We start from the raw sequence: 20,090 nt of genomic DNA, 5'->3' as shown, positions 1-20,090 counted from the left end.
TCAGGGTCGCTTGGCCACCGTCAGCAGGATCGCCGCATCCTCGAGCGCGCGCAGGGAATGGTGTGCATCGGGGATCAGCAACAGATCCCCGGTGCGGCCGTCCCAGTGATCGTCGCCGGCGAGCAGCCGCACGGATCCCCTGAGCACGAAGATGGTGGCCTCGCCGGGATTGGCGTGTTCGCTCATCTCCGAACCTGCCGTCATCCCGACCACGGTCTGGCGCAGGATCCGCTCGTGACCGCCCACCACCGTGTCGGCGGCGTTGCGGCCGGTCGATGCCGCCCGCTCGAGTTGTTGGCGGGCCAGCGCGTCGATCGACACCTTTTGCATGGCTGCCATTCCATGCCCGCTGCGGCTGGATCGTCAACCGAGGATGTGACCGGACCGGGGAGCACCCCGGTTCGGTAGGGTTGAACCGCCCCGAAAATGACACATCTCTGACCGCACTTCAACGCCGGGAGGCCACTACATGAGCGCCGAGCAGCCCACCATTTTCTACACCCTGACCGACGAGGCGCCGCTGCTCGCGACCTACGCCTTCCTGCCTGTGGTGCGCGCGTTCGCAAGCGCCGCCGACATCGACGTCAAGTCCAGCGACATCTCGGTGGCCGCCCGCATCCTGGCCGAGTTCTCCGACCGGCTCAGCGAGGACCAGCGAGTACCCGACTATCTCACCGAACTCGGTGAACTGACCCAGTTCCCCGAGACCAACATCATCAAGCTGCCGAACATCAGCGCCTCGGTGCCCCAGCTGCTCGCCGCCATCAAGGAACTGAAGAGCAAGGGTTACGACCTGCCCGACTATCCGGGCGATCCGAAGACCGACGATGAGCGCCAGATCAAGGAACGCTACGCCAAGGTTCTCGGCAGTGCGGTCAATCCCGTTCTGCGCGAAGGGAATTCAGACCGCCGGGCGCCGAAGGCGGTCAAGGAGTACGCCCGCAAGCACCCGCACAGCATGGGGGAGTGGTCACAGGCCTCCCGCACGCACGTCGCGACGATGAAGGGCGGCGACTTCTACCACGGCGAGAAGTCGATGACACTCGACAAGGCGCGCAACGTACGCATGGAGCTCAAGACCACGCGGGGCGAGACCATCGTGCTCAAGCCCGAGGTCAAGCTCGACGAGGGCGACGTCATCGACAGCATGTTCATGAGCAAGAAGGCGCTCATCGAGTTCTACGAGGCGCAGATCGAGGACGCCTACAAGACCGGCGTGATGTTCTCGCTGCACGTCAAGGCCACGATGATGAAGGTCAGCCACCCCATCGTGTTCGGCCATGCCGTCAAGGTGTTCTACAAGGACGCGTTCGCCAAGCATCAGGAACTGTTCGACCAGCTGGGCGTCAACGTCAACAACGGCCTGTCGGATCTCTACGACAAGATCGAGGCGCTGCCCGCATCCCAGCGCGAGGAGATCATCGAAGATCTGCACAAGTGCCACGAGCACCGGCCCGAGCTCGCGATGGTCGATTCGGCGAAGGGCATCTCCAACTTCCACTCGCCCAGCGACGTCATCGTCGACGCCTCGATGCCGGCGATGATCCGGCTCGGCGGAAAGATGTACGGCGCCGACGGCCGCACCAAGGACACCAAGGCCGTCAACCCCGAGTCGACGTTCTCCCGGATGTACCAGGAGGTCATCAACTTCTGTAAGACCCACGGCCAGTTCGACCCGACGACCATGGGCACGGTGCCCAACGTCGGCCTGATGGCGCAGAAGGCCGAGGAGTACGGCAGCCACGACAAGACCTTCGAGATCACCGAAGACGGCGTCGCCGACATCGTCGACAACGAGACCGGCGAGGTGCTGCTGACCCAGAACGTCGAGGAGGGCGACATCTGGCGCATGCCGATCGTCAAGGACGCCCCGATCCAGGACTGGGTCAAACTCGCCGTGACGCGCGCCCGCGCCTCGGGCATGCCGGTGGTGTTCTGGCTCGACGACGAACGGCCGCACGAGAACGAGCTGCGCGCCAAGGTGAAGAAGTATCTCGGCGACCACGACACCGAGGGCCTGGAGATCACGATCCTGCCGCAGGTGTGGGCGATGCGGTACACGCTGGAACGGCTGATCCGCGGGCAGGACACCATCTCGGCGACCGGCAACATCCTGCGCGACTACCTCACCGACCTCTTCCCGATCCTCGAGCTGGGCACCAGCGCCAAGATGCTGTCCATCGTGCCGCTGATGGCCGGTGGCGGACTGTACGAGACCGGCGCCGGCGGCTCGGCGCCCAAGCACGTCAACCAGCTGGTGGAGGAGAACCACCTGCGCTGGGATTCCCTGGGTGAGTTCCTGGCGCTCGGCGCGAGCTTCGAGGACATGGGGGCCAAGGCCGGGAACAAGAAGGCCTCGATCCTGGGCAAGGCGCTCGACGCCGCCATCGGCAAGCTGCTCGACAACAACAAGAGCCCGTCGCGCAAGACCGGTGAACTCGACAACCGCGGCAGCCAGTTCTACCTGACGATGTACTGGGCGCAGGAGCTCGCGAACCAGAACGAGGACTCCGAGCTCGCCGAGCACTTCAGTGCGTTCGCCAAGACCCTGGCCGAGCAGGAGGACACCATCGTCTCCGAGCTCAACGCCGTGCAAGGCGAGGCCGTGGACATCGGAGGCTACTACTACCCCGATCGGGAGAAGACCACCGCGGTGATGCGGCCCAGTGAGACGTTCAATTCCGCTCTGGAGTCGCTGCAGAGCTGAGCCACCGTCCAGCTAAACGCTGGAATTCGCCGCTGCGGTCAATTGCGGTTTCGCCACGTTCGGCGACAACTCGGTGTGGTGTGCGTAACATCCGACATGGATACGCCGATAAAGGGCCATCACCGGCCGTCGTCAGGGGTAGCTATGCGCGTGGTTATGGGTCTTTCGCTGACCGCCAAGAGTGCGGTGTGGGCATTGGTCGATGTCAAGGACGGCACCATCCTGGCCGACGAGGTGGTGCCGATCGATTCGGCGAACGAGATTGCCCGCGCCACGGCGCGCAGCGTTCAGGCGTTCGCCCTGCAAAGTCAGCGCGATATCGACGGGGTGCGCCTGACGTGGAGTGACGACGCACGGACCCATGGCATCCGGCTGCGCACCAAGCTGCGCCTGTTCGGATTCGACACGGTGGAGACGGTGACGCAGGAGGCGGCCCGCGAAGGACGCAACCGCACCGCCCGCCACATCGCCCCTCACCTGGTGCTCGCCTACGGCGCGGCGCGCGCCGATCTGCACGGCGGCGATCGCGGCGACTATCGCAGCGTGCTGTCGCGGCTGGTGTCGCGGGTGCCGCTGCCCGTCGCGGGTGCCGCCGCCGGCGTGGTGGCCGTCGCCGGCGTCGGAATCTACGCCCTGACCGGCGGATTCACCACCGATACCCCGGTCGTGGAAGCCTCCGCTGCCACGCCGGCACCCGCCGCGGTACCGCCTGCTGCGCCGGCACCCGTTCCCGCGGCCGTACCGGCCCCGCCGCCGACCGTCGCGCCGGCCCCCGAAGCCGCCCCGGAGACGTTCACGCCGGTCGAGTCGGCCCAGTCGTTCGCGGCTCCCACAGTGCAGGATCCAGAGCAGGAGCCGGTGCAGGAGGAGCCCGCGGTGGGCGCGTCGACTCCGGCGGCGACGACGGGGACCCCTCTTGCGGCCACGGCCGACACACCCGTCGGACCCGCGGAGAGCGGGGCGGTCCCGCAGACTGCGGCGCTCCCGCAGGGCTCGGCCGGTACGCAGGGCTCGGCCGGTACGCAGATCGCCACCGCGCAGGAGTTCCAGCAGCCCAGCTCCGCCAGCGTCGCGGCGGTCGGCATCACGCCCAGCGATCCGCAGACGAACGACACCATGATCGGCCAACCGCATCTCACCGGGTCTCAGCTGGCCGCCGGACCGGTGCAGGCGGTGGTTGCGCCGGCGCCGGCGCAAGCCGCTGCAGCGGTTCCGGTGAGCACCGCGACATCGGGGCCGACATCGGGCACCGCGTCCAACGGTCCGCTGAGCGCCTTCCTCGAAGCGCTGCCCTGACAGATCAACGCCCGCACACTCGGGTAGTAGTACTCATCCACTCGACACCACCCGGCGGCATGCTGGGGTCATGACCGTTACCGCCCCCACCCGTGACCGCGCCGTGGACGTCGCCCGTCTCGCGGCGCTGTCGGTGGTGATGTTCGGCCACTGCGCGCTGCTCCTCGCGTCGATCGACGGGCGCGGCCTGCACGTGGGGAACCTGATCGGCGCACTTCCCGCGATCGCGCCCGTCACGTGGATCGTTCAGGTGATGCCGCTGTTCTTCCTGGCCGGCGGGGCTGCCGGTACCTATGGTCACCGCGACGGAACGCCTTGGGGCACGTGGCTTTTCACGCGAGCGCAGCGACTGTGCCGCCCGGTGTTCTTCTACCTCGCGGTGTGGTCTGCGGGCCTGCTCGTCGTGCGCTTCACGCTCGGCGCGGAATCGGCCGCGCGACTGGGCCGCGAGAGCGTCGCGCTGCTGTGGTTCCTCGGGGTCTACCTGGTGACACTCGCCGCTGTCCCCGCTCTGGTCCGGATGACCGCACAGCGCACCGTCACCGTGGTCCTCATCGGTCTCCTCGCTGCGACAGCGCTCGGCGACGCCGCCCGGTTCGCCCTCGACACTCCCACCGCGGGCGTCACCAATTTCGTCGTCGTCTGGCTCATCCCGGTCGCGATCGGCGTCGGTTACGCCCGGCGGTTGATCAGCGCGCGATGGGCGGCCTGGGTCGGCGTCGGCGCGTTCGTCGCACAACTGGCCATCGCCGCCGTGGGGCCCTACGACGTGTCGCTGGTGGTCACCGGGGCCGAGCAGGTGTCGAACGTGGCTCCGCCCACGCTGTTGCTCGCCGTGCACTGCACGTGGATGTCGTGCGCGTTCGTGCTCGCCGCCGGCGCACTGCAGCGATGGGCGCTCCGCCCGCGGGTGTGGCGGGTGGTCAGCACGGGCAACGGCGGCGCGATGACGCTCTACCTCTGGCACATCCCGGCGATCGCGGTGGCCGCCTTCGCACTTCACGCCGTCGGCCTCGACGCCTACGACGTGCACGCACCGGGGTTCTGGGGGCTGTTGGCGGTGCGGGCGGTGTTGTTCGCCGGCGTGATGGCCGCATTCTTCGTCGCACTGTCTCCGCTGGAACACCGTCCGCTGCCGTGGTGGGACCGGCCGGTCAGCGCACGCGGTGCCCGCGCGACCGCCACCGGAGTGCTGGTGTGCGCCGCCGGGGTGGCGCTCGTGTTCACCGCCAAACTGGGGCTCACCGGATGGGGGTGGGCGGCGCTCGCGGTGTTCGCCGCGGCATTGGCGGCGGCGCGGATCGGCGCAGGCGTCGCCGCGGCTGTCGGACCGGACGTCAGCGCCCGAACGGCGCCGACACCAAGCGGTTCCCGGCGGCCTTGATCGGGTCCGGCAGGACGCGCAGCATCGAGCCCATCATCTTGGAGCTCCACGATGCGGCGACCACCTGCCGGTCACCGCGCATCAGCGCCTCGTAACCCTGGCGGGCGACCTCGGCCGGGTCGTCTTTGCCCATCCTCCCGATCGGGGTGTGCAGCATCTTCGCGCGGCCGAAGAACGCAGTATCGGTGGGCCCCGGCAGCAGCGCGGTCACCGTGATCGACGTGTCCCGCAGCTCGTCCTGTAAAGCCTTGACGAACGATTGCACGAACGACTTCGACGCGTTGTAGACCGGCTGGAACGAGCCCGGCATCATCGACGCGACCGAGGACGTGAACAGCACTCTGCCGGCGTCGCGGTTGGCCATGTCGCGCAGGACGAGTTTGGCCAGGTGCACCGTCGAGCGCACGTTCAGATCGATGATGCTCATATCGTCGGCCAGTTCACTGGCGAGGAACATGTCTCCTCGTCCGACCCCGGCGTTCAAGGCTGCCGCGGCGACCGGCGTTCCTTTCTGCACTGTGCTCGCGAAGAGGTGTTCGACGCCCTCGGGCGTGCGCAGGTCCACCTGGACGGGGTGCACTGCGCCACCGTAGGTCGCGAGTTGGTCGGGCACGGCGACGATGCCGTCGTCCTCGGCGGCGACCACCAGGTCGTAGCCGTCACGGGCGAAACGGCGCGCGAGTTCGAGGCCGATGCCGCTGGATGCGCCGGTCACGAGGGCAAGAGGTGCTGTCATGTCCAGCCCGTACCCGTGGCTGTGGCGCGCAAAAGCCGTGTTCGCTTTCTGGCCGCCCAGCGACGTGGCGGAAAATTCCCTGCAAAAAGTTCCGTCGAATTCTTGATCTAATCCAGAAAACGGGCCAAGATCGAAGAGATGACCGACGACCCCGACTACGCAGACGCGCTCAAGTCAGCGGGCCTTCGGGTGACCCGGCCCCGGATGGCGGTGATGCATGCGGTCGAGCACCATCCGCACGCTGACACCGAGGACATCATCGCCGCCGCCCGCGACCGGGCGCCCGACATCTCCCGCCAGACGGTCTACGACGCGCTCAACGCGCTCACCGCCACCGGTCTCGTCCGCCGGATCCAGCCCGCCGGTCATCTCGCCCGCTACGAAGCCCGAGTGGGCGACAACCACCACCACATCGTGTGCCGGTCGTGCGGTGTGGTGGCCGACGTGGACTGCGCCGTGGGTGAGGCGCCGTGCCTGACCGCGTCGGACGACCTCGGCTTCGACGTCGACGAAGCCGAGGTCATCTTCTGGGGCCTGTGCCCCGAGTGCACCCCGCAGCCCCGATCACATCCGTGATCAGCTCGTCATCCACCACCGAAAGGGAATGTTGTGTCCTCTGATACGTCCGATGCCCGCCCGCCGCACTCAGACACCAAGACCCACAGCCACAGCGAATCCGAGAACCCGGTCATCGACGCGCCGCAGCCCAAAGTCCATGCGCCGCTGACCAACAAGGACTGGTGGCCCGAGCAGGTCGACGTCTCGCTGCTGCACAAGCAGAACGAGAAGGGCAACCCGCTCGGTGAGGACTTCGACTACGCGACCGAGTTCGCCAAGCTCGACGTCGAGGCGTTCAAGCGGGACGTCGCCGAGGTGGTCACCACGTCCGTGGACTGGTGGCCCGCCGACTACGGCAGCTACGCCGGCCTGTTCATCCGGATGAGCTGGCACGCCGCAGGCACCTACCGCATCTTCGACGGGCGGGGTGGCGCCGGTCAGGGCGCGCAGCGGTTCGCCCCGTTGAACAGCTGGCCCGACAACGCCAACCTCGACAAGGCGCGCCGACTGCTGTGGCCGATCAAGCGCAAGTACGGCAACAAGATCTCCTGGGCCGACCTGATCGCCTACGCGGGCAATGCCGCGCTGGAGTCCGCGGGCTTCAAGACCTTCGGTTTCGCGTTCGGGCGCGAGGACATCTGGGAGCCCGAGGAGATGCTGTGGGGCCAGGAGGACACCTGGCTGGGTACCGACAAGCGGTACGGCGGTACCAACGACAGCGACCGTCAGCTCGCCGAGCCCTTCGGCGCCACCACGATGGGCCTGATCTACGTCAATCCCGAAGGGCCCGAAGGCAAGCCGGATCCGCTGGCCGCCGCGCACGACATCCGTGAGACGTTCGGCCGGATGGCGATGAACGACGAGGAGACCGCCGCGCTGATCGTCGGCGGCCACACGCTGGGCAAGACCCACGGCGCCGGCCCTGACGAGGGGATGGGCCCCGAGCCCGAGGGTGCGCCGATCGAGCAGCAGGGCCTGGGCTGGAAGTGCCCGTTCGGTTCCGGCAAGGGCGCCGACACCATCACCTCCGGGCTCGAGGTCGTCTGGACCGGAACCCCGACGCAGTGGAGCAACGGGTATCTGGAGATCCTCTACGGCAACGAGTGGGAGCTGACCAAGAGCCCCGCCGGTGCCTGGCAGTTCGAGGCCAAGGACGCCGAGGCCACCATCCCGGATCCGTTCGGCGGACCGCCGCGCAAGCCCACCATGCTCGTCACCGACGTCTCGATGCGGGTCGACCCCATCTACGGTCAGATCACCCGGCGCTGGCTCGACCATCCCGAGGAGATGAACGACGCCTTCGCCAGGGCGTGGTACAAGCTGATGCACCGTGACATGGGCCCGATCAGCCGCTACCTCGGACCGTGGGTGCCCGAGCCGCAGCTGTGGCAGGACCCGGTGCCCGCCGTCGACCACGAATTGGTCGACGAGTCGGACATCGCGTCGCTGAAGAACACGATCCTGTCGTCGGGCATCTCGGTGCCGCAGCTGGTCAAGACGGCGTGGGCATCGGCGGCGAGCTTCCGCGGGACCGACAAGCGCGGTGGCGCCAACGGTGCCCGCCTGCGCCTGGAGCCGCAGCGCAGCTGGGAGGTCAACGAGCCCTCGGAGCTGGACAAGGTGCTGCCCGTGCTGGAGAAGATCCAGCAGGATTTCAACGCCTCGGCCTCCGGTGGCAAGAAGATCTCGCTGGCCGACGTGATCGTGCTCGCGGGCTCCGCGGCGATCGAGAAGGCAGCCAAGGACGGCGGATTCGAGATCGACGTCCACTTCGCCCCCGGTCGCACCGATGCGTCCCAGGAACAGACCGACGTCGAGTCGTTCGCGGTACTCCAGACCAAAGCCGACGGGTTCCGCAACTACGCGCAGCCCGGCGAGAAGACCCCGGTGGAGAAGCTGCTCATCGACAAGGCGTACTTCCTCGACCTGACCGCACCGGAGATGGCTGCGCTCATCGGCGGTCTGCGCGTGATCGGCGCCAACCACGGCGGCAGCAAGCACGGGGTGTTCACCGACACCCCGGGCGTGCTGACCAACGACTTCTTCACCAACCTGCTCGACATGAGCACGGAGTGGAAGCCGTCGACCGACACCGAGAACGTCTACGAGGGCCGCGACCGCGCGACCGGTGCCATCAAGTGGACGGCGACCGCCAACGATCTGGTGTTCGGGTCGAACTCCATCCTGCGGGGCATCGCCGAGGTCTACGCCCAGGACGACAGCCGGGGCAAGTTCGTCGAGGACTTCGTCGCCGCGTGGGTCAAGGTGATGAACAACGACCGGTTCGACCTGCGGTAGGTAGTTCTCACAGCCGGTTCTCCGGCCCGATGAGCGCCCACACCGTCTTCCCGCCCGCCGTGGGGATGCTGCCCCAGGCCCTGCTCAGGGCAGCCACCACGGCGAGGCCCGAGACGGTGTGGGCGCCGTTGTCCACATTCTCGTGACGGACGGCGGCACGCGGATCGTCGTCGCTGACCGCGACCGTCACGCGGTCTTCCACCCTTTCGACGGTCACCACCGGGTGGCTTCGCGTGTGGGTCAGCACATTCTCGACCAGTACGGTGACCACGGCCGACGCCGTCAAGGTGGCGTCATGACACGACCATGCCGTCAGACACTGCCGGACGAAGCGACGGGCGGCGGTGACGGTGGTGGCCGAGACGTCCAGCGTCGTGCGGGCCCGGTGGCGGAAGTGGGCGCGGTGTCCGATGGCGGACGCGGCGGCGACCTCGTCGGAGACCACGGGAACGTAGCGGGTGATGCCACTGCGCTCGATCCTCGACCGCTCGGCGTCGTCGTCGCACACCAGGACCAGTGGAACGTCGGGCCAGACGCTGACGTGCCAGCGCGCGCTGGTGAAGGCAGCCCAGGCGGTGATGGCGGGTGCAGTGAGTCCGCTGACGTCGACGACGACCGCGTCGTGCTGGTCGAGCGCTGCCTTGATCACAGCGTCTCGGACATCCCGATAGGTCCAGCTGTCGAGTGTCCCGGCCACCGTGATCAGCGCGTACCCCGGTGTACGGGTCACGCGGATTGCGACCGTGCTCTCGATCATCGTCCTGGCGGCATCCCCTCCGGTGCCGAGGACAGTCTGTCGCGCAGCACGGCCAGTGCTTTGTCGGTCGCGGCGGCCAGCTCACAGTAGCGCTGCTTGACCGCGGGGGAGGTGGCTTTGTCGGCCAGTTGGCGGGCGAGCCGGCTCTTCTCCACCAGCGATTGGATCGCCATCCACAGAGCTCTCTCTATCTCCCGATCCTGAGCGCCCAGCAGCGCCTCGGCCGTCCACGCGTGGCCCACATGGCAGCGGAAGTGATCGGCACTCGCGATCTGCAGGGAACCGTGGCAGTCCGGACACATCAAACCGGCCGGCTCGTCGAACGACTCGTGTGCCGTGCCGACCCCGAAACGGCCCGACATCGCGATGCGGTTCTCCGATGCCAGATCTGGATGCAGTGGGGCAGCAGCAGCGGAGGCGGGTAGCTCCAGGTCGGTGAGCATCGCGCCGATGTCCGCCGCGCGCACCGTGCGATCGACGACGCCGGCGTTCAGCGCGTTGCGCGGCAGTGCCGGGAACGTGGCGTCCTGCGGGTCCTGACACATCGTGATGCCGCCCCGAGACCGGATGGCTGCCAGACCCAGCACGCCGTCGTCGAGCACTCCCGAGACGAGAATGCCGACCGCCTTTGGTCCGAATGCTACTGCCACAGAACGGAACAACGCGTTGAGTGCCGGTCGGTACCCGTTCTCGGTCGGCCCTTCGGACAGCACGATTCGGTGGTCGAGTGTCAGCAGGTGCCGGCCCGGAACCGCCACGTAGATCCTGCCGGGTTCGACCGGCATGCCCTCCTCGGCCGCCACCGTCTCCAGCGGCGTGCGCCGGCCGATGATGTCGGCCAGCACGCTGGGTGCGTCCGGTGGTAAATGCAACGCCATCAGCACCGCGAACGGAAGATCGGCGGGTAGAGCCGCCGCCGCGTGGGACAGCGCCTCCACGCCGCCCGCCGATCCACCGATCGCCACCACGCCGCGCAGCGAGCGCACGTGCTCGATCGTCATGGGTGTGGGGCTACCCGCGACGGCCGGAGGTAACCCGGTCGGACTCGGACGATCCACCTGACGAAGAGGGGGATCCACCAAACGAACCGCCCGGCCGCGAGGAGTTTGGCAGTGATCACTTGTGGCCTTCCCACAACTATGAGAGTGGCGATCATCGCGAACACGGGGCGCGCGGCAGGGTGCTACGACGCCGAGAGTCTCGCGGCCGCGCTGTCACGGCGCGACCACGAGGTGCGGTTCATCACCGCGTCACCGGTGAGTGGGAACACCGGCGACTACCGCATCGTGCGGATCCCCGACACCGACCCGAGTCCCCGGTCCGAGGGCGAGTTGATGTCGGGGATCGCTCAGATGGGCCGGTTCCTGGTCGACGAATACACCGACGAGCCGCCGGACGTCGTGCACTGCCATGGGCTCGCGTACGGCATGGCGGCCGCGCTGGCCGCCAACCGCCGGCCCGTCGCGACCGTGCAGACGTTCTCGCGGGTGTCCGGCGAGCGATCCGAAGTGCGGGGTTCGGAGACGACCAAAAAGCTCGAGACGCTGCTGGCCCGCAACGCCACGATGGTGACCGCCCCATGCAGCGACGACATGCAGAGGATCATCCGCCTCGGCGCGTCCCGAAGGCGCGTCAGCGTGCTCCCGTGCGGGATCGACGTCGACGCCTTCCACGTACCACCGGCGAATCCTGATGCGCGACGGCACCGTATCGTCGCACTCGTCGACGATCTGGGCGCTCCCCGCGGTGTCGCCGCGCTGGTCGCCGCTCTTCCCGGTGTGCCCTCCGCCGATCTCGTGGTGCTCGGCGCCGGCGCGTCCGGCGGCGCGGGGATGCAGGAGCTGCTCACCCATGCGCAGCGACTGGGCGTCGGCGATCGCATCCGGGTCGCGCAGGCGGCCGGCGATCGGGACGTCGCGGCGTGGCTCGCATCCGCAGATGTCGCTGTGTGCCCGTCGCCCGAGGACCCCGACCCCCGCCTGGCGCTCATGGCGATGGCGTGCGGCGTGGCCGTCGTGGCCGCCGAGGCCGGTGGCGCACGCGATGCCGTCATCGACGAGGTGACCGGGTTACTGGTGCCGCACGGGCATCCACAGGAACTCAGCCGTGCGCTGCGCGCAGTCCTCGCCCAGAACGTCCTGCGGCAGGGGATGGGGCTGGCAGGCCGCGCCCGTGCGCGGTCGCGCTACTGCTGGGACCGGGTGGCCACCGACGCTGAAGCGGTGTACGAGTCGGCGGCGCGACGAGCCATGATATCCGTCTGACGAAGTGCTCGCCGGCGGCGACCCCGGACGTGGGCCGCCGCTGGGCCATGCGCGAATTCTGCTCTGTGGTCGGCGTTTTCGCTGGTAACAGCGGAATCCAACTTTTCGGAGAAGTTCGGTTTGGTGAATTCTCTCAAGGGTATTTCGCGCCCCATGCCTTCGCTTCAGGGACCGCGCACCGTGCTGATCTGGCACGTGCACGGTTCGTGGACGGAGTCCTTCGTGACGGGTCGGCACCGCTATCTGATCCCCGTCACCGCCGATCGTGACGAGGACGGCCGGGGCCTCGCCGGCCGCACCTGGCGCCGGGCCCAGGCCGTGCCCGTCGACCGTCTGCGTGACATCGACGTCGATCTCGTCGTGCTGCAGCGGCCGCGAGACGTCGAGCTCGCGGCGCGCCATCTCGGCCGCCGCCCGGGCGTCGAGGTCCCGGCGGTGTACGTCGAGCACAACGCGCCCCGGCCGTCCCCCGTCGACAGCCGGCACCCGCTGGCCGATCGCAGTGATGTCACGCTGGTGCACGTCACCGCGTTCAACGAGTTGATGTGGGACAACGGCAGTGCGCCGACCCGGGTCATCGACCATGGGGTGGCTGACCGGGGGCATCTCTACACCGGGGAGATCGCCGCGGCGGCGGCGATGATCAACGAACCGGTGCGGCGGTGGCGCACGGTCGGCGCCGACCTTCTCGCGCCGCTGAGCCGGTACGCCCCGGTCGACGTCTGGGGAATGAAAACCGAAGAGCTGAACACGGATTCACGCTCTGGCGGCGCGGTGAGGGGACACGGCGACATTTCCGGGGCCGCCGTCCTCGACGACGTCGCCCGCCGACGTGTGTACCTGCACACCGCCCGCTGGACGTCGCTGGGACTGTCCCTGCTGGAGGCGATGTGCGCGGGCATGCCCGTGGTGGCCGTCGCCGCGACGATGGCGCCCCTGGCCGTCCCCGCAGACGCGGGGGTGGTCAGCGCCGACCGCTCGGTGCTGGGAGAAGCCCTCGCGCACTTCGTCGCCGACCCCGACGCCGCCGCGCTCGCCGGCAAGGCCGCCCGCGAGCATGCCCTGACCCACTACGGACTCGATCGCTTCCTCGCCGATTGGGACCGCCTGATCGAGGAGGTGTGCCCATGAGCGCCCCCACGCTGCGGATCGCGATGGTCTCCGAACACGCCAGCCCGCTGGCCCTGCTGGGCGGTGTCGACGCGGGCGGCCAGAACGTGGCCGTCGCCGAACTGTCCGCGGCGCTCGCGGCTCAGGGGCACGAGGTGGTGGTCTACACCCGTCGCGACGACGAGGATCTGCTGGACCGGGTCGACACCGAGTTCGGCTACACCGTCGTGCACGTTCCGGCCGGACCCGCCCGCCGCATACCCAAAGATGATCTGGCGCAATACATGCCGGACTTCGGGGATGTGCTCGCCGACGACTGGGCTCGCTGGCGGCCCGACGTCGCCCACGCGCACTTCTGGATGTCGGGCCTTGCGACACTGCGCGCTGCGCGGCGGCACCGCATTCCGGTCGTGCAGACCTTCCACGCGCTCGGAGTGGTCAAGCGGCGCCACCAGGGCCGTGACGACACCAGCCCCAACGACCGGATTCGGCTGGAGAGCCACGTGGCGCGCAGCGTGGACTGGGTCGCCGCGACATGCACCGACGAGGTCGCCGAACTGCAGCGCTTGGGCCGCGACGCGGACGCGATGTCCGTGGTGCCCTGCGGGGTGAACCCAGACGAATTCCGCCACATCGGGCCGAGGGCCACCCGCGGCAGCGCGCAGCGCATCGTGTCGGTGGGACGCCTGGTGCCGCGCAAGGGATTCGAGACGCTGATCCGCGCCATGCCGCAGATCCCCGCCGCGGAGCTGGTGATCGTCGGCGGTCCCGACAAGTCCGAACTCGACCGCGACGCCGAGGCGCAGCGACTCAATGCCGTTGCCGCCCAGTTCGGTGTCGCCGATCGCGTGCACTTCTACGGCGCGATCGCCCGCGACGAGATGCCGATGCTGCTGCGCTCCGCGGACGTGGTGGCCGCGACGCCGTGGTACGAGCCGTTCGGCATCGTTCCGCTGGAAGCGATGTCGTGCGGTGTGCCCGTGGTGGCCAGTGCCGTGGGCGGCATGCTCGACACCGTCGTCGACGACGTGACGGGGCGGCTCGTCCCCCCGCGCGACGCGCAACGCTGCGCGGACGCGATCAACCCCATCCTCGCCGACGCGGGCTTGCGGGCCGCGCTGGGCCGCGCAGGACGCGCCCGCGTCGAGGAGCGCTACTCCTGGCGGCGCGTCGCCGAGGACACCGCGGCCGTGTACGGGCGTCTGATCGGGGCGGCGTCATGATCGGTCAGGACTCGAGCACCCGCAGCGCGCGTTCGGTCTCGTCCGGCAACCGCCGGCGCGCGGCCAGCACCGCAGGCACCTTTCGCACTGCCTCGCCGAGCGCGCCGGCGTGGGCGCGGTCGGTGGCCGCAGCCCGCACGAAGCCCGCCGTTGCTCTCAGGCAATGCCGCAGCGGCCGGCGCAACCATGTCGTCAGCACCGCGTTGCGCATCGACCGGGCGTCCTGCGCCGCGCTGGTGCCGCGGTGGGTCGAGGGCTGGTGGAAGGCCGTGAGCCGGTCGCAGAAGCACAGGTCCCAGCCGTGGGCGGCGAGGTCCCAGGCCAGCAGCGTCTCTTCCCCGCGGAAGTGGATGATCGGCGAGAACCCGCCGACCGCCTCGAACGCCGAGGCCCGCACGATCGCCGAGCACGCCAGGAAGCCCAGGATCGACGGGCCCGGCAGCGCCGGATCGTGGCCCAGTGGACTTGAGGCGAGCTCGGCCACGATCGGGTCCTCGCGACCGCTCGGCATGACCAGCGTGCGCGCCGCGAGAACCGCGAGCGTGGGATACGCGTCGAAGAGCTCCTCCGCGAGGCCGATCGACGCCGCATCCCACCAGGAGTCGTCGTCGCAGAACGCCACGTACGGGGTCGATGCCTCGACCGCGCGGGTCACACCGACGTTGCGGCCGACGGCGCCGAGGTTCTCGGCGAGCTCCACGACGGTCAGCCGTCCGTCGGCCTCGTCGGCGAGGCGGCGCGCCTTCTGCACCGAGTCGTCCTCAGAGCCGTTGTCCACCAGAATGATCGGAGAATTTGTCGTGTCGAGCAGTCGCCGCAGCACCGAGGCGAGTTCGTCGGATCGGTTGCGGCTGGCGATGACGAACGAGGTGCGGGCACCAGGTGAGCGCGAAACCATGAGCGGTGGTGCTACCCCGGGAACCGAGCCCCAAACCGTGGCAGCACAGGTGCTGGTCACCGGCGGCGAAGGATTCCTCGGTCGGCATCTGTGTGCCCGCCTGGTCGCAGACGGCGCCGACGTGGTGGCCGTCGACAATCTCTCGACCAGTGCTGCGCGCAACACGGACCGGCCCGCCGGGGTGCACTTCGTCGCGCACGACATCACCGATCCGCTGCCGGAAGCGTTGGCGTATCGGCATTTCGACATGATCTTCCATCTGGCGTGCCCCGCGTCGCCGCCGGACTACCTGCGGTTACCGCTGCAGACCCTGCGGGCCGGCGCGCTGGGCACCGCGACGGTGCTCGACCTGGCCCGCCGCTGCGGCGCCCGGGTGGTCCTCGCGTCGACCAGCGAGGTGTACGGCGACCCACTCGAGCATCCGCAGCACGAAAGTTACTGGGGCAACGTCAATCCGATCGGTCCGCGCAGCGTGTACGACGAGGCCAAGCGCTACGCCGAAGCGCTCGCGTTCGCGCACCACCGCGAGCTCGGCACCGACATCGGGGTGGCGCGGATCTTCAACACCTACGGACCGGGCATGCGCCCGGACGACGGGCGCGCGGTGCCCACGTTCTGCCATCAGGCGCTGCAGGGTCGCCCGCTCACCGTGGCGGGGGACGGCACCCAGACACGATCGCTGTGCTACGTCGACGACACCGTCGCCGGTCTGATCGCCCTGGCCCGGCACCCGGTCGCCGGACCCGTGAACATCGGCAACCCGGTGGAGCTCGAGGTCCTGCGGATCGCCGAGATCGTCCGCGATCTCGCCGGTGCCGACGTGCCGATCGATCACGGACCGGCCGCCGCCGACGATCCCCGGCGCCGCTGCCCGGACATCACCACCGCCCGCGAGCTGCTCGGCTGGTCTCCGACCGTGAGCTACGAAGACGGCCTGGCGCGGACCCTCGACTGGTTCCGCACCGCGCTGGCCTCCCACAGCAGCGACGCCGCGCTGCCCGCTGCCCAGGCCAGGTGAAGGAGCCACCTCATGCGAATCCTCGGTATCAACGCGGTGTTCCACGATCCCGCCGCCGCCCTGGTGATCGACGGCCGGATCGTCGCCGCCGCGGAGGAGGAACGGTTCTCCCGCCGCAAACACGGCAAGCAGGCCGTACCGTTCTCCACCTGGGAGCTGCCCGTTGCCGCCGCGCGGTGGTGCCTGGCCGAGGCCGGCATCGACGCGGCCGACATCGACGCGGTCGGCTACTCCTACGATCCGGCGCTGATGGCCGACGAATCGGGCCAGACCGATGGCCTCGACCGCGACTGGGAGTACCTGCGAACGCTGTATGCACAGCGCGCCGCCCGCTTCCTCGCCACCGCGCTGCCGGGCCTCGACCCCGCCGTGGTGCGCCATGTCCGCCACCACGTCGCCCACGCCGCATCCACCGCGCTGGCCTCGCCGCACCCCGACAGCGCGGTGCTCGTCGTCGACGGCCGCGGGGAGCGCACCTCGATGCTCGCCGGTGTCTACCGCGACCACAAGCTCGACGTGCTGGCCACCCAGGAGCTTCCGCACTCGCTGGGCCTGCTCTACGAAAGCCTCACCGAACACTTGGGTTTCGCGCGCTCCAGCGACGAGTACAAGGTCATGGCGATGGGCTCCTACGGCAGCCCCCGGTTCATCGACGCGATGCGGGAGCGGGTCTACGCCTGCCCCGACGGCGGCTTCCGCACCGAGCCGATCACCTGGACCGACTTCGCGCCCGTCCGCACGACCGGTGGACAGGTCGGTGCGCTGGACCGGCCGGACCCCGTGCACGCCGACCTCGCCTGCAGCGTGCAGCAGGTGGTCGAAGAGGTGCTGCTCGACCTGGTGTCCTGGCTGCGCGAGCGGGTCGACACCGACGCGCTGTGCCTGGCCGGCGGCGTCGCCCTCAACTGCGTGGCCAACACCCGCATCCACGCCGAGAGCGGCTTCGACCGCATCTGGGTGCAGCCCGCCGCCGGCGACTCCGGCACCGCACTGGGCGCCGCGCTGGCCCTCGCCGCCGACGAGGCGGAACCGATCGCACCCATGGGGTCGGCGCAGCTGGGTCGCGGATGGACCGACGACGAGATCCGCGCCGTCCTCGATCGCGCGGCGCTGCGCTACGAACGACCCGACGACCTCGCACGAACCGTCGGCGAAGCGCTGGCCGACAACCAGCTCGTCGGCTGGTTCCAGGGGCGTGCGGAATTCGGGCCCCGCGCGCTGGGCGGCCGCTCCCTGCTGGCCGACCCGCGCCGGCTCGACAACCTCGAGCGGCTCAACGACGTCAAAGGCCGCGAACAGTTCCGGCCCGTCGCCCCGATGGTGCTGGCCGACCGGGCCGGTGAGATCTTCCGCCGCGGGCCGCTTCCCAGCCCGTACATGCTGTTCGTCCACGATGTCGCCGACGAGTGGCGCGACCGCATCCCGGCCGTCACCCACGTCGACGGCACGGCGCGGGTGCAGACCGTCGACGAGAGCCTGCCGTTGCTGCACGCCACCATCGGTCACTTCGCGCGGTGCACCGGTGTGCCGGTGCTGGTGAACACCAGCTTCAACACCGCGGGCCGACCGATGGTCGACAGTCCGGTCGACGCGCTCGAGTGTTTCGGCAGCGCCCCCATCGACGTTCTCGTGCTGGGCCCCTTCCTCCTGCGGCGACCCCGATGAACCACGACGTGACGATCGTCATCCCGACCATCGGTCGGGAGTCTCTGCAGCGCTTGATCACCGGCCTCGATCGCAGCGACGGGCCCCGCCCGGCGCGCGTGATCGTCGTCGACGACCGGCCCGGCGGGCACACCCTCACGCTGCAGTCCGACCTGCCGGTCAAGGTGCTCGAGAGTGGCGGGCGGGGACCGGCCGCAGCGCGCAACGTCGGCTGGCGCGCATCCGACACGCCCTGGGTGTGCTTCCTCGACGACGACGTCCTGCCCACGGCCCCATGGCTTTCCGCGCTGGATCAGGATCTCGCGGCGGCGGACGCGGTGGGTGCTGCAGGCTCGCAGGGCCGGCTCGACGTGCCGCGCGAGACCACCGGGCGCCCCACCGACGACGAACAACGCACGCTGCGTCTGGCCACGGCGCAATGGATCACCGCCGACATGGCCTTCCGGCGCGACGTGCTGGTGCAGGTCGGCGGCTTCGACCAGCGCTTCCCGCGCGCCTACCGGGAGGACTCCGACATCGCGCTGCGCATGACCGCCGCGGGCCATCACATCCTGCGCGGCAGCCGCCGCTGCCTGCACCCGGTGGCGCGCGCGACCTGGCGGACGTCGCTGCGTGTCCAGATCGGCAACCGCGACAACGCGCTGATGCGCCGCAAATTCGGGGCCACCTGGCGTGACCGCATCGGCGAGGGCCGCGGCCGACTGCCCGCGCACGCCGCCTCCACCGTGGTGCTCGCGGCAGCGGCGCTGGCCGCGGTGACGGGTCGCCGCCGCGTCGCCGCCGGTGCCGGTGTGGCGTGGACGGGCCTGACCGCCGACTTCGCCGCCCGTCGCCATCTGGCCGGGTCCCGCACCGTGGGCGAACTCGGGCCGATCGTCGCGACGAGCGCTCTGATCCCGCCGCTGGCGGTGTGGCACCGGGTGGTCGGTGCCTGGCAGCACCGCCATGCGCGAACCGATCCGCCGCTGGCGGTGCTGTTCGACCGCGACGACACACTGATCGCGGACGGCCCGTACCTCAACGACCCGCGGGGCGTGCACCCCGTGCCCGGCGCCCGCCGCGCCCTCGACCGGCTGCGCCGCCGCGGCCTGCTACTGGCTGTCGTGACCAACCAGTCCGGCGTCGCGCGCGGGCTGATCACCACCGAACAGCTCGGAGAGGTGAACGCCGAAGTCGTCGGTCAACTGGGAGCGTTCGACGAGTGGCAGGTGTGCCTGCACGGCGAGGACGACGGCTGTGCGTGCCGCAAACCGGCCCCGGGCATGGTGATCGCGGCTGCCGCGGCGCTCGGTGTGCCGCCGGCGCGCTGCGTGATGATCGGTGACACCGGCAGCGACGTCGGCGCGGCGCTGGCTGCGGGTGCCCGGGCGATCCTGGTGCCCACGGACCGGACACTGACGCCCGAGATCGAGGCGGCGCAGGCGGACCCGCGTGCGGCGGTGGCGGCGACGCTGACCGCCGCGGTGGACATGGTGCTGCAGGAGGCGCGATGAGCACCGCGCTGGTGGCCCGCCTCGACAGTGCGGGCGACGTGCTGATCACCGGTCCGGCGATCCGCGCGGTCGCGCAGCGCCACGATCGGGTGGTGATGCTGGCAGGGCCGCGGGGGCGCGCTGCCGCGGAACTGCTGCCCGGGGTGGACGAGATCATCGAATGGCAGGCGCCCTGGGTGGATTTCGACTCGCCCGAACTCACCGCCGCACACGCCGACGACCTGCTCAAGCAGCTGCGCGACGTGGCCCCCGATCGCTGCTACATCTTCACCTCGTTCCACCAGTCACCGCTGCCGCTGGCGCTGTTGTGCCGGATGGCCGACATCGGCTGGGTCGGGGCGATCAGCGTGGACTATCCGGGCAGCCTGCTCGACCTGCGCCACCACGTCGCCGACGACATCCCGGAGCCGCTGCGCGCCCTCTCGCTCACCGAGGCCGCCGGATGTGCTCTGCCGCAGGGCGATACCGATGCACTGCGGGTCACCGGCATCGCTGCACTGCCGCAGTGGCTGCGGGACCGTGTCGGCGCGGGCGAGTACGTGGTGTTCCATCCGGGCGCCGCAGTACCCGCGCGGAGGCCCGGCGCCGACCGCAGCCGGGCGATGGTCGCCGCGCTCGTCGCCGCCGGGCACCGCGTGGTGGTCACCGGCGGCCCGGACGAGCGCGAGCTGACCGCGCACGTC

Annotated in this window: 17 protein-coding genes; 12 read left to right on the top strand and 5 right to left on the bottom strand. The window is 69.7% G+C overall.

Features of this window, described 5'->3' with window-relative positions; genetic code table 11:
* Nucleotides 1-330, bottom strand: a complete 330-nt coding sequence (locus MHN84_RS27070; RefSeq protein WP_241207567.1) for a cupin domain-containing protein — start codon at nucleotides 328-330, stop codon at nucleotides 1-3.
* A 139-nt stretch (nucleotides 331-469) separates the two neighbouring features.
* On the opposite strand from MHN84_RS27070, the gene MHN84_RS27065 reads away from it, so the two are divergent.
* From MHN84_RS27065 to MHN84_RS27055, 3 genes are all read left to right on the top strand, one after another.
* A complete protein-coding gene (locus MHN84_RS27065) occupies nucleotides 470-2,707 on the top strand; it encodes an NADP-dependent isocitrate dehydrogenase (RefSeq protein ID WP_241207566.1) in 2,238 nt (745 codons plus the stop codon).
* Nucleotides 2,708-2,863: 156 nt separating this feature from the next.
* Nucleotides 2,864-4,003 (top strand): hypothetical protein, encoded by a 1,140-nt coding sequence (locus tag MHN84_RS27060; protein ID WP_241207565.1) that lies wholly within the window; start codon nucleotides 2,864-2,866, stop codon nucleotides 4,001-4,003.
* A 70-nt stretch (nucleotides 4,004-4,073) separates the two neighbouring features.
* On the top strand, nucleotides 4,074-5,387 hold the full coding sequence (locus tag MHN84_RS27055) for an acyltransferase (RefSeq protein WP_241207564.1): 1,314 nt from the start codon (nucleotides 4,074-4,076) through the stop codon (nucleotides 5,385-5,387).
* Here MHN84_RS27055 and MHN84_RS27050 read toward each other — a convergent pair.
* Nucleotides 5,341-6,123 carry an SDR family oxidoreductase gene (locus MHN84_RS27050; protein ID WP_241207563.1) on the bottom strand — a complete coding sequence of 261 codons (783 nt, stop codon included), beginning with the start codon at nucleotides 6,121-6,123 and terminating at the stop codon, nucleotides 5,341-5,343. The genes MHN84_RS27055 and MHN84_RS27050 overlap by 47 nt on opposite strands.
* A 138-nt stretch (nucleotides 6,124-6,261) precedes the next feature.
* On the opposite strand from MHN84_RS27050, the gene MHN84_RS27045 reads away from it, so the two are divergent.
* Nucleotides 6,262-6,699 (top strand): Fur family transcriptional regulator, encoded by a 438-nt coding sequence (locus MHN84_RS27045; protein WP_241207562.1) that lies wholly within the window; start codon nucleotides 6,262-6,264, stop codon nucleotides 6,697-6,699.
* A 33-nt stretch (nucleotides 6,700-6,732) separates the two neighbouring features.
* The gene (gene katG, locus MHN84_RS27040; protein ID WP_241207561.1) at nucleotides 6,733-8,979 is read left to right on the top strand and encodes a catalase/peroxidase HPI; all 2,247 of its coding nucleotides are present in this window, start codon (nucleotides 6,733-6,735) and stop codon (nucleotides 8,977-8,979) included.
* A 7-nt stretch (nucleotides 8,980-8,986) separates the two neighbouring features.
* Here the strand turns inward: katG and MHN84_RS27035 are convergent, their stop codons facing one another.
* Both MHN84_RS27035 and MHN84_RS27030 read right to left on the bottom strand, forming a co-directional pair.
* Nucleotides 8,987-9,736, bottom strand: a complete 750-nt coding sequence (locus tag MHN84_RS27035) for an STAS domain-containing protein (RefSeq protein WP_241207560.1) — start codon at nucleotides 9,734-9,736, stop codon at nucleotides 8,987-8,989.
* Nucleotides 9,733-10,737 (bottom strand): chemotaxis protein CheB, encoded by a 1,005-nt coding sequence (locus MHN84_RS27030; protein WP_241207559.1) that lies wholly within the window; start codon nucleotides 10,735-10,737, stop codon nucleotides 9,733-9,735. The genes MHN84_RS27035 and MHN84_RS27030 overlap by 4 nt, the downstream gene beginning before the upstream one ends.
* Nucleotides 10,738-10,881: 144 nt before the next feature.
* On the opposite strand from MHN84_RS27030, the gene MHN84_RS27025 reads away from it, so the two are divergent.
* The 3 genes from MHN84_RS27025 to MHN84_RS27015 all read left to right on the top strand — a co-directional run bounded on the left by MHN84_RS27025 (nucleotide 10,882) and on the right by MHN84_RS27015 (nucleotide 14,333).
* A complete protein-coding gene (locus tag MHN84_RS27025; protein ID WP_241207558.1) occupies nucleotides 10,882-12,000 on the top strand; it encodes a glycosyltransferase family 4 protein in 1,119 nt (372 codons plus the stop codon).
* Nucleotides 12,001-12,153: 153 nt separating this feature from the next.
* Complete coding sequence (locus MHN84_RS27020) at nucleotides 12,154-13,131, top strand: glycosyltransferase (protein WP_241207557.1); 978 nt, start codon at nucleotides 12,154-12,156, stop codon at nucleotides 13,129-13,131.
* A gap of 11 nt (nucleotides 13,132-13,142) precedes the next feature.
* The gene (locus tag MHN84_RS27015; protein WP_241207602.1) at nucleotides 13,143-14,333 is read left to right on the top strand and encodes a glycosyltransferase; all 1,191 of its coding nucleotides are present in this window, start codon (nucleotides 13,143-13,145) and stop codon (nucleotides 14,331-14,333) included.
* 4 nt (nucleotides 14,334-14,337) lie between these two features.
* On the opposite strand, the gene MHN84_RS27010 is transcribed toward MHN84_RS27015, so the two are convergent.
* Nucleotides 14,338-15,231, bottom strand: a complete 894-nt coding sequence (locus tag MHN84_RS27010; RefSeq protein WP_241207556.1) for a glycosyltransferase family 2 protein — start codon at nucleotides 15,229-15,231, stop codon at nucleotides 14,338-14,340.
* Here MHN84_RS27010 and MHN84_RS27005 point away from each other — a divergent pair.
* From MHN84_RS27005 to MHN84_RS26990, 4 genes are all read left to right on the top strand, one after another.
* On the top strand, nucleotides 15,230-16,249 hold the full coding sequence (locus tag MHN84_RS27005; RefSeq protein ID WP_241207555.1) for a UDP-glucuronic acid decarboxylase family protein: 1,020 nt from the start codon (nucleotides 15,230-15,232) through the stop codon (nucleotides 16,247-16,249). The two genes, MHN84_RS27010 and MHN84_RS27005, sit on opposite strands and share 2 nt — an antisense overlap.
* A 12-nt stretch (nucleotides 16,250-16,261) precedes the next feature.
* Complete coding sequence (locus MHN84_RS27000) at nucleotides 16,262-17,914, top strand: carbamoyltransferase C-terminal domain-containing protein (protein ID WP_241207554.1); 1,653 nt, start codon at nucleotides 16,262-16,264, stop codon at nucleotides 17,912-17,914.
* Nucleotides 17,911-19,407 carry an HAD-IIIA family hydrolase gene (locus MHN84_RS26995; RefSeq protein WP_241207553.1) on the top strand — a complete coding sequence of 499 codons (1,497 nt, stop codon included), beginning with the start codon at nucleotides 17,911-17,913 and terminating at the stop codon, nucleotides 19,405-19,407. Before MHN84_RS27000 ends, MHN84_RS26995 begins: the two co-directional genes overlap by 4 nt.
* On the top strand, nucleotides 19,404-20,090 hold a 687-nt coding region (locus tag MHN84_RS26990), incomplete at its 3' end, for a glycosyltransferase family 9 protein (RefSeq protein ID WP_241207552.1). The genes MHN84_RS26995 and MHN84_RS26990, both read left to right, overlap by 4 nt.

It is taken from the genome of Mycobacterium sp. PSTR-4-N (genome assembly GCF_022348085.1).
Taxonomy (GTDB): Bacteria; Actinomycetota; Actinomycetes; order Mycobacteriales; family Mycobacteriaceae; genus Mycobacterium.
The sequence above is the reverse complement of the archived record's forward strand: the minus strand, read 5'-3'. Positions and strand labels throughout refer to the sequence as shown.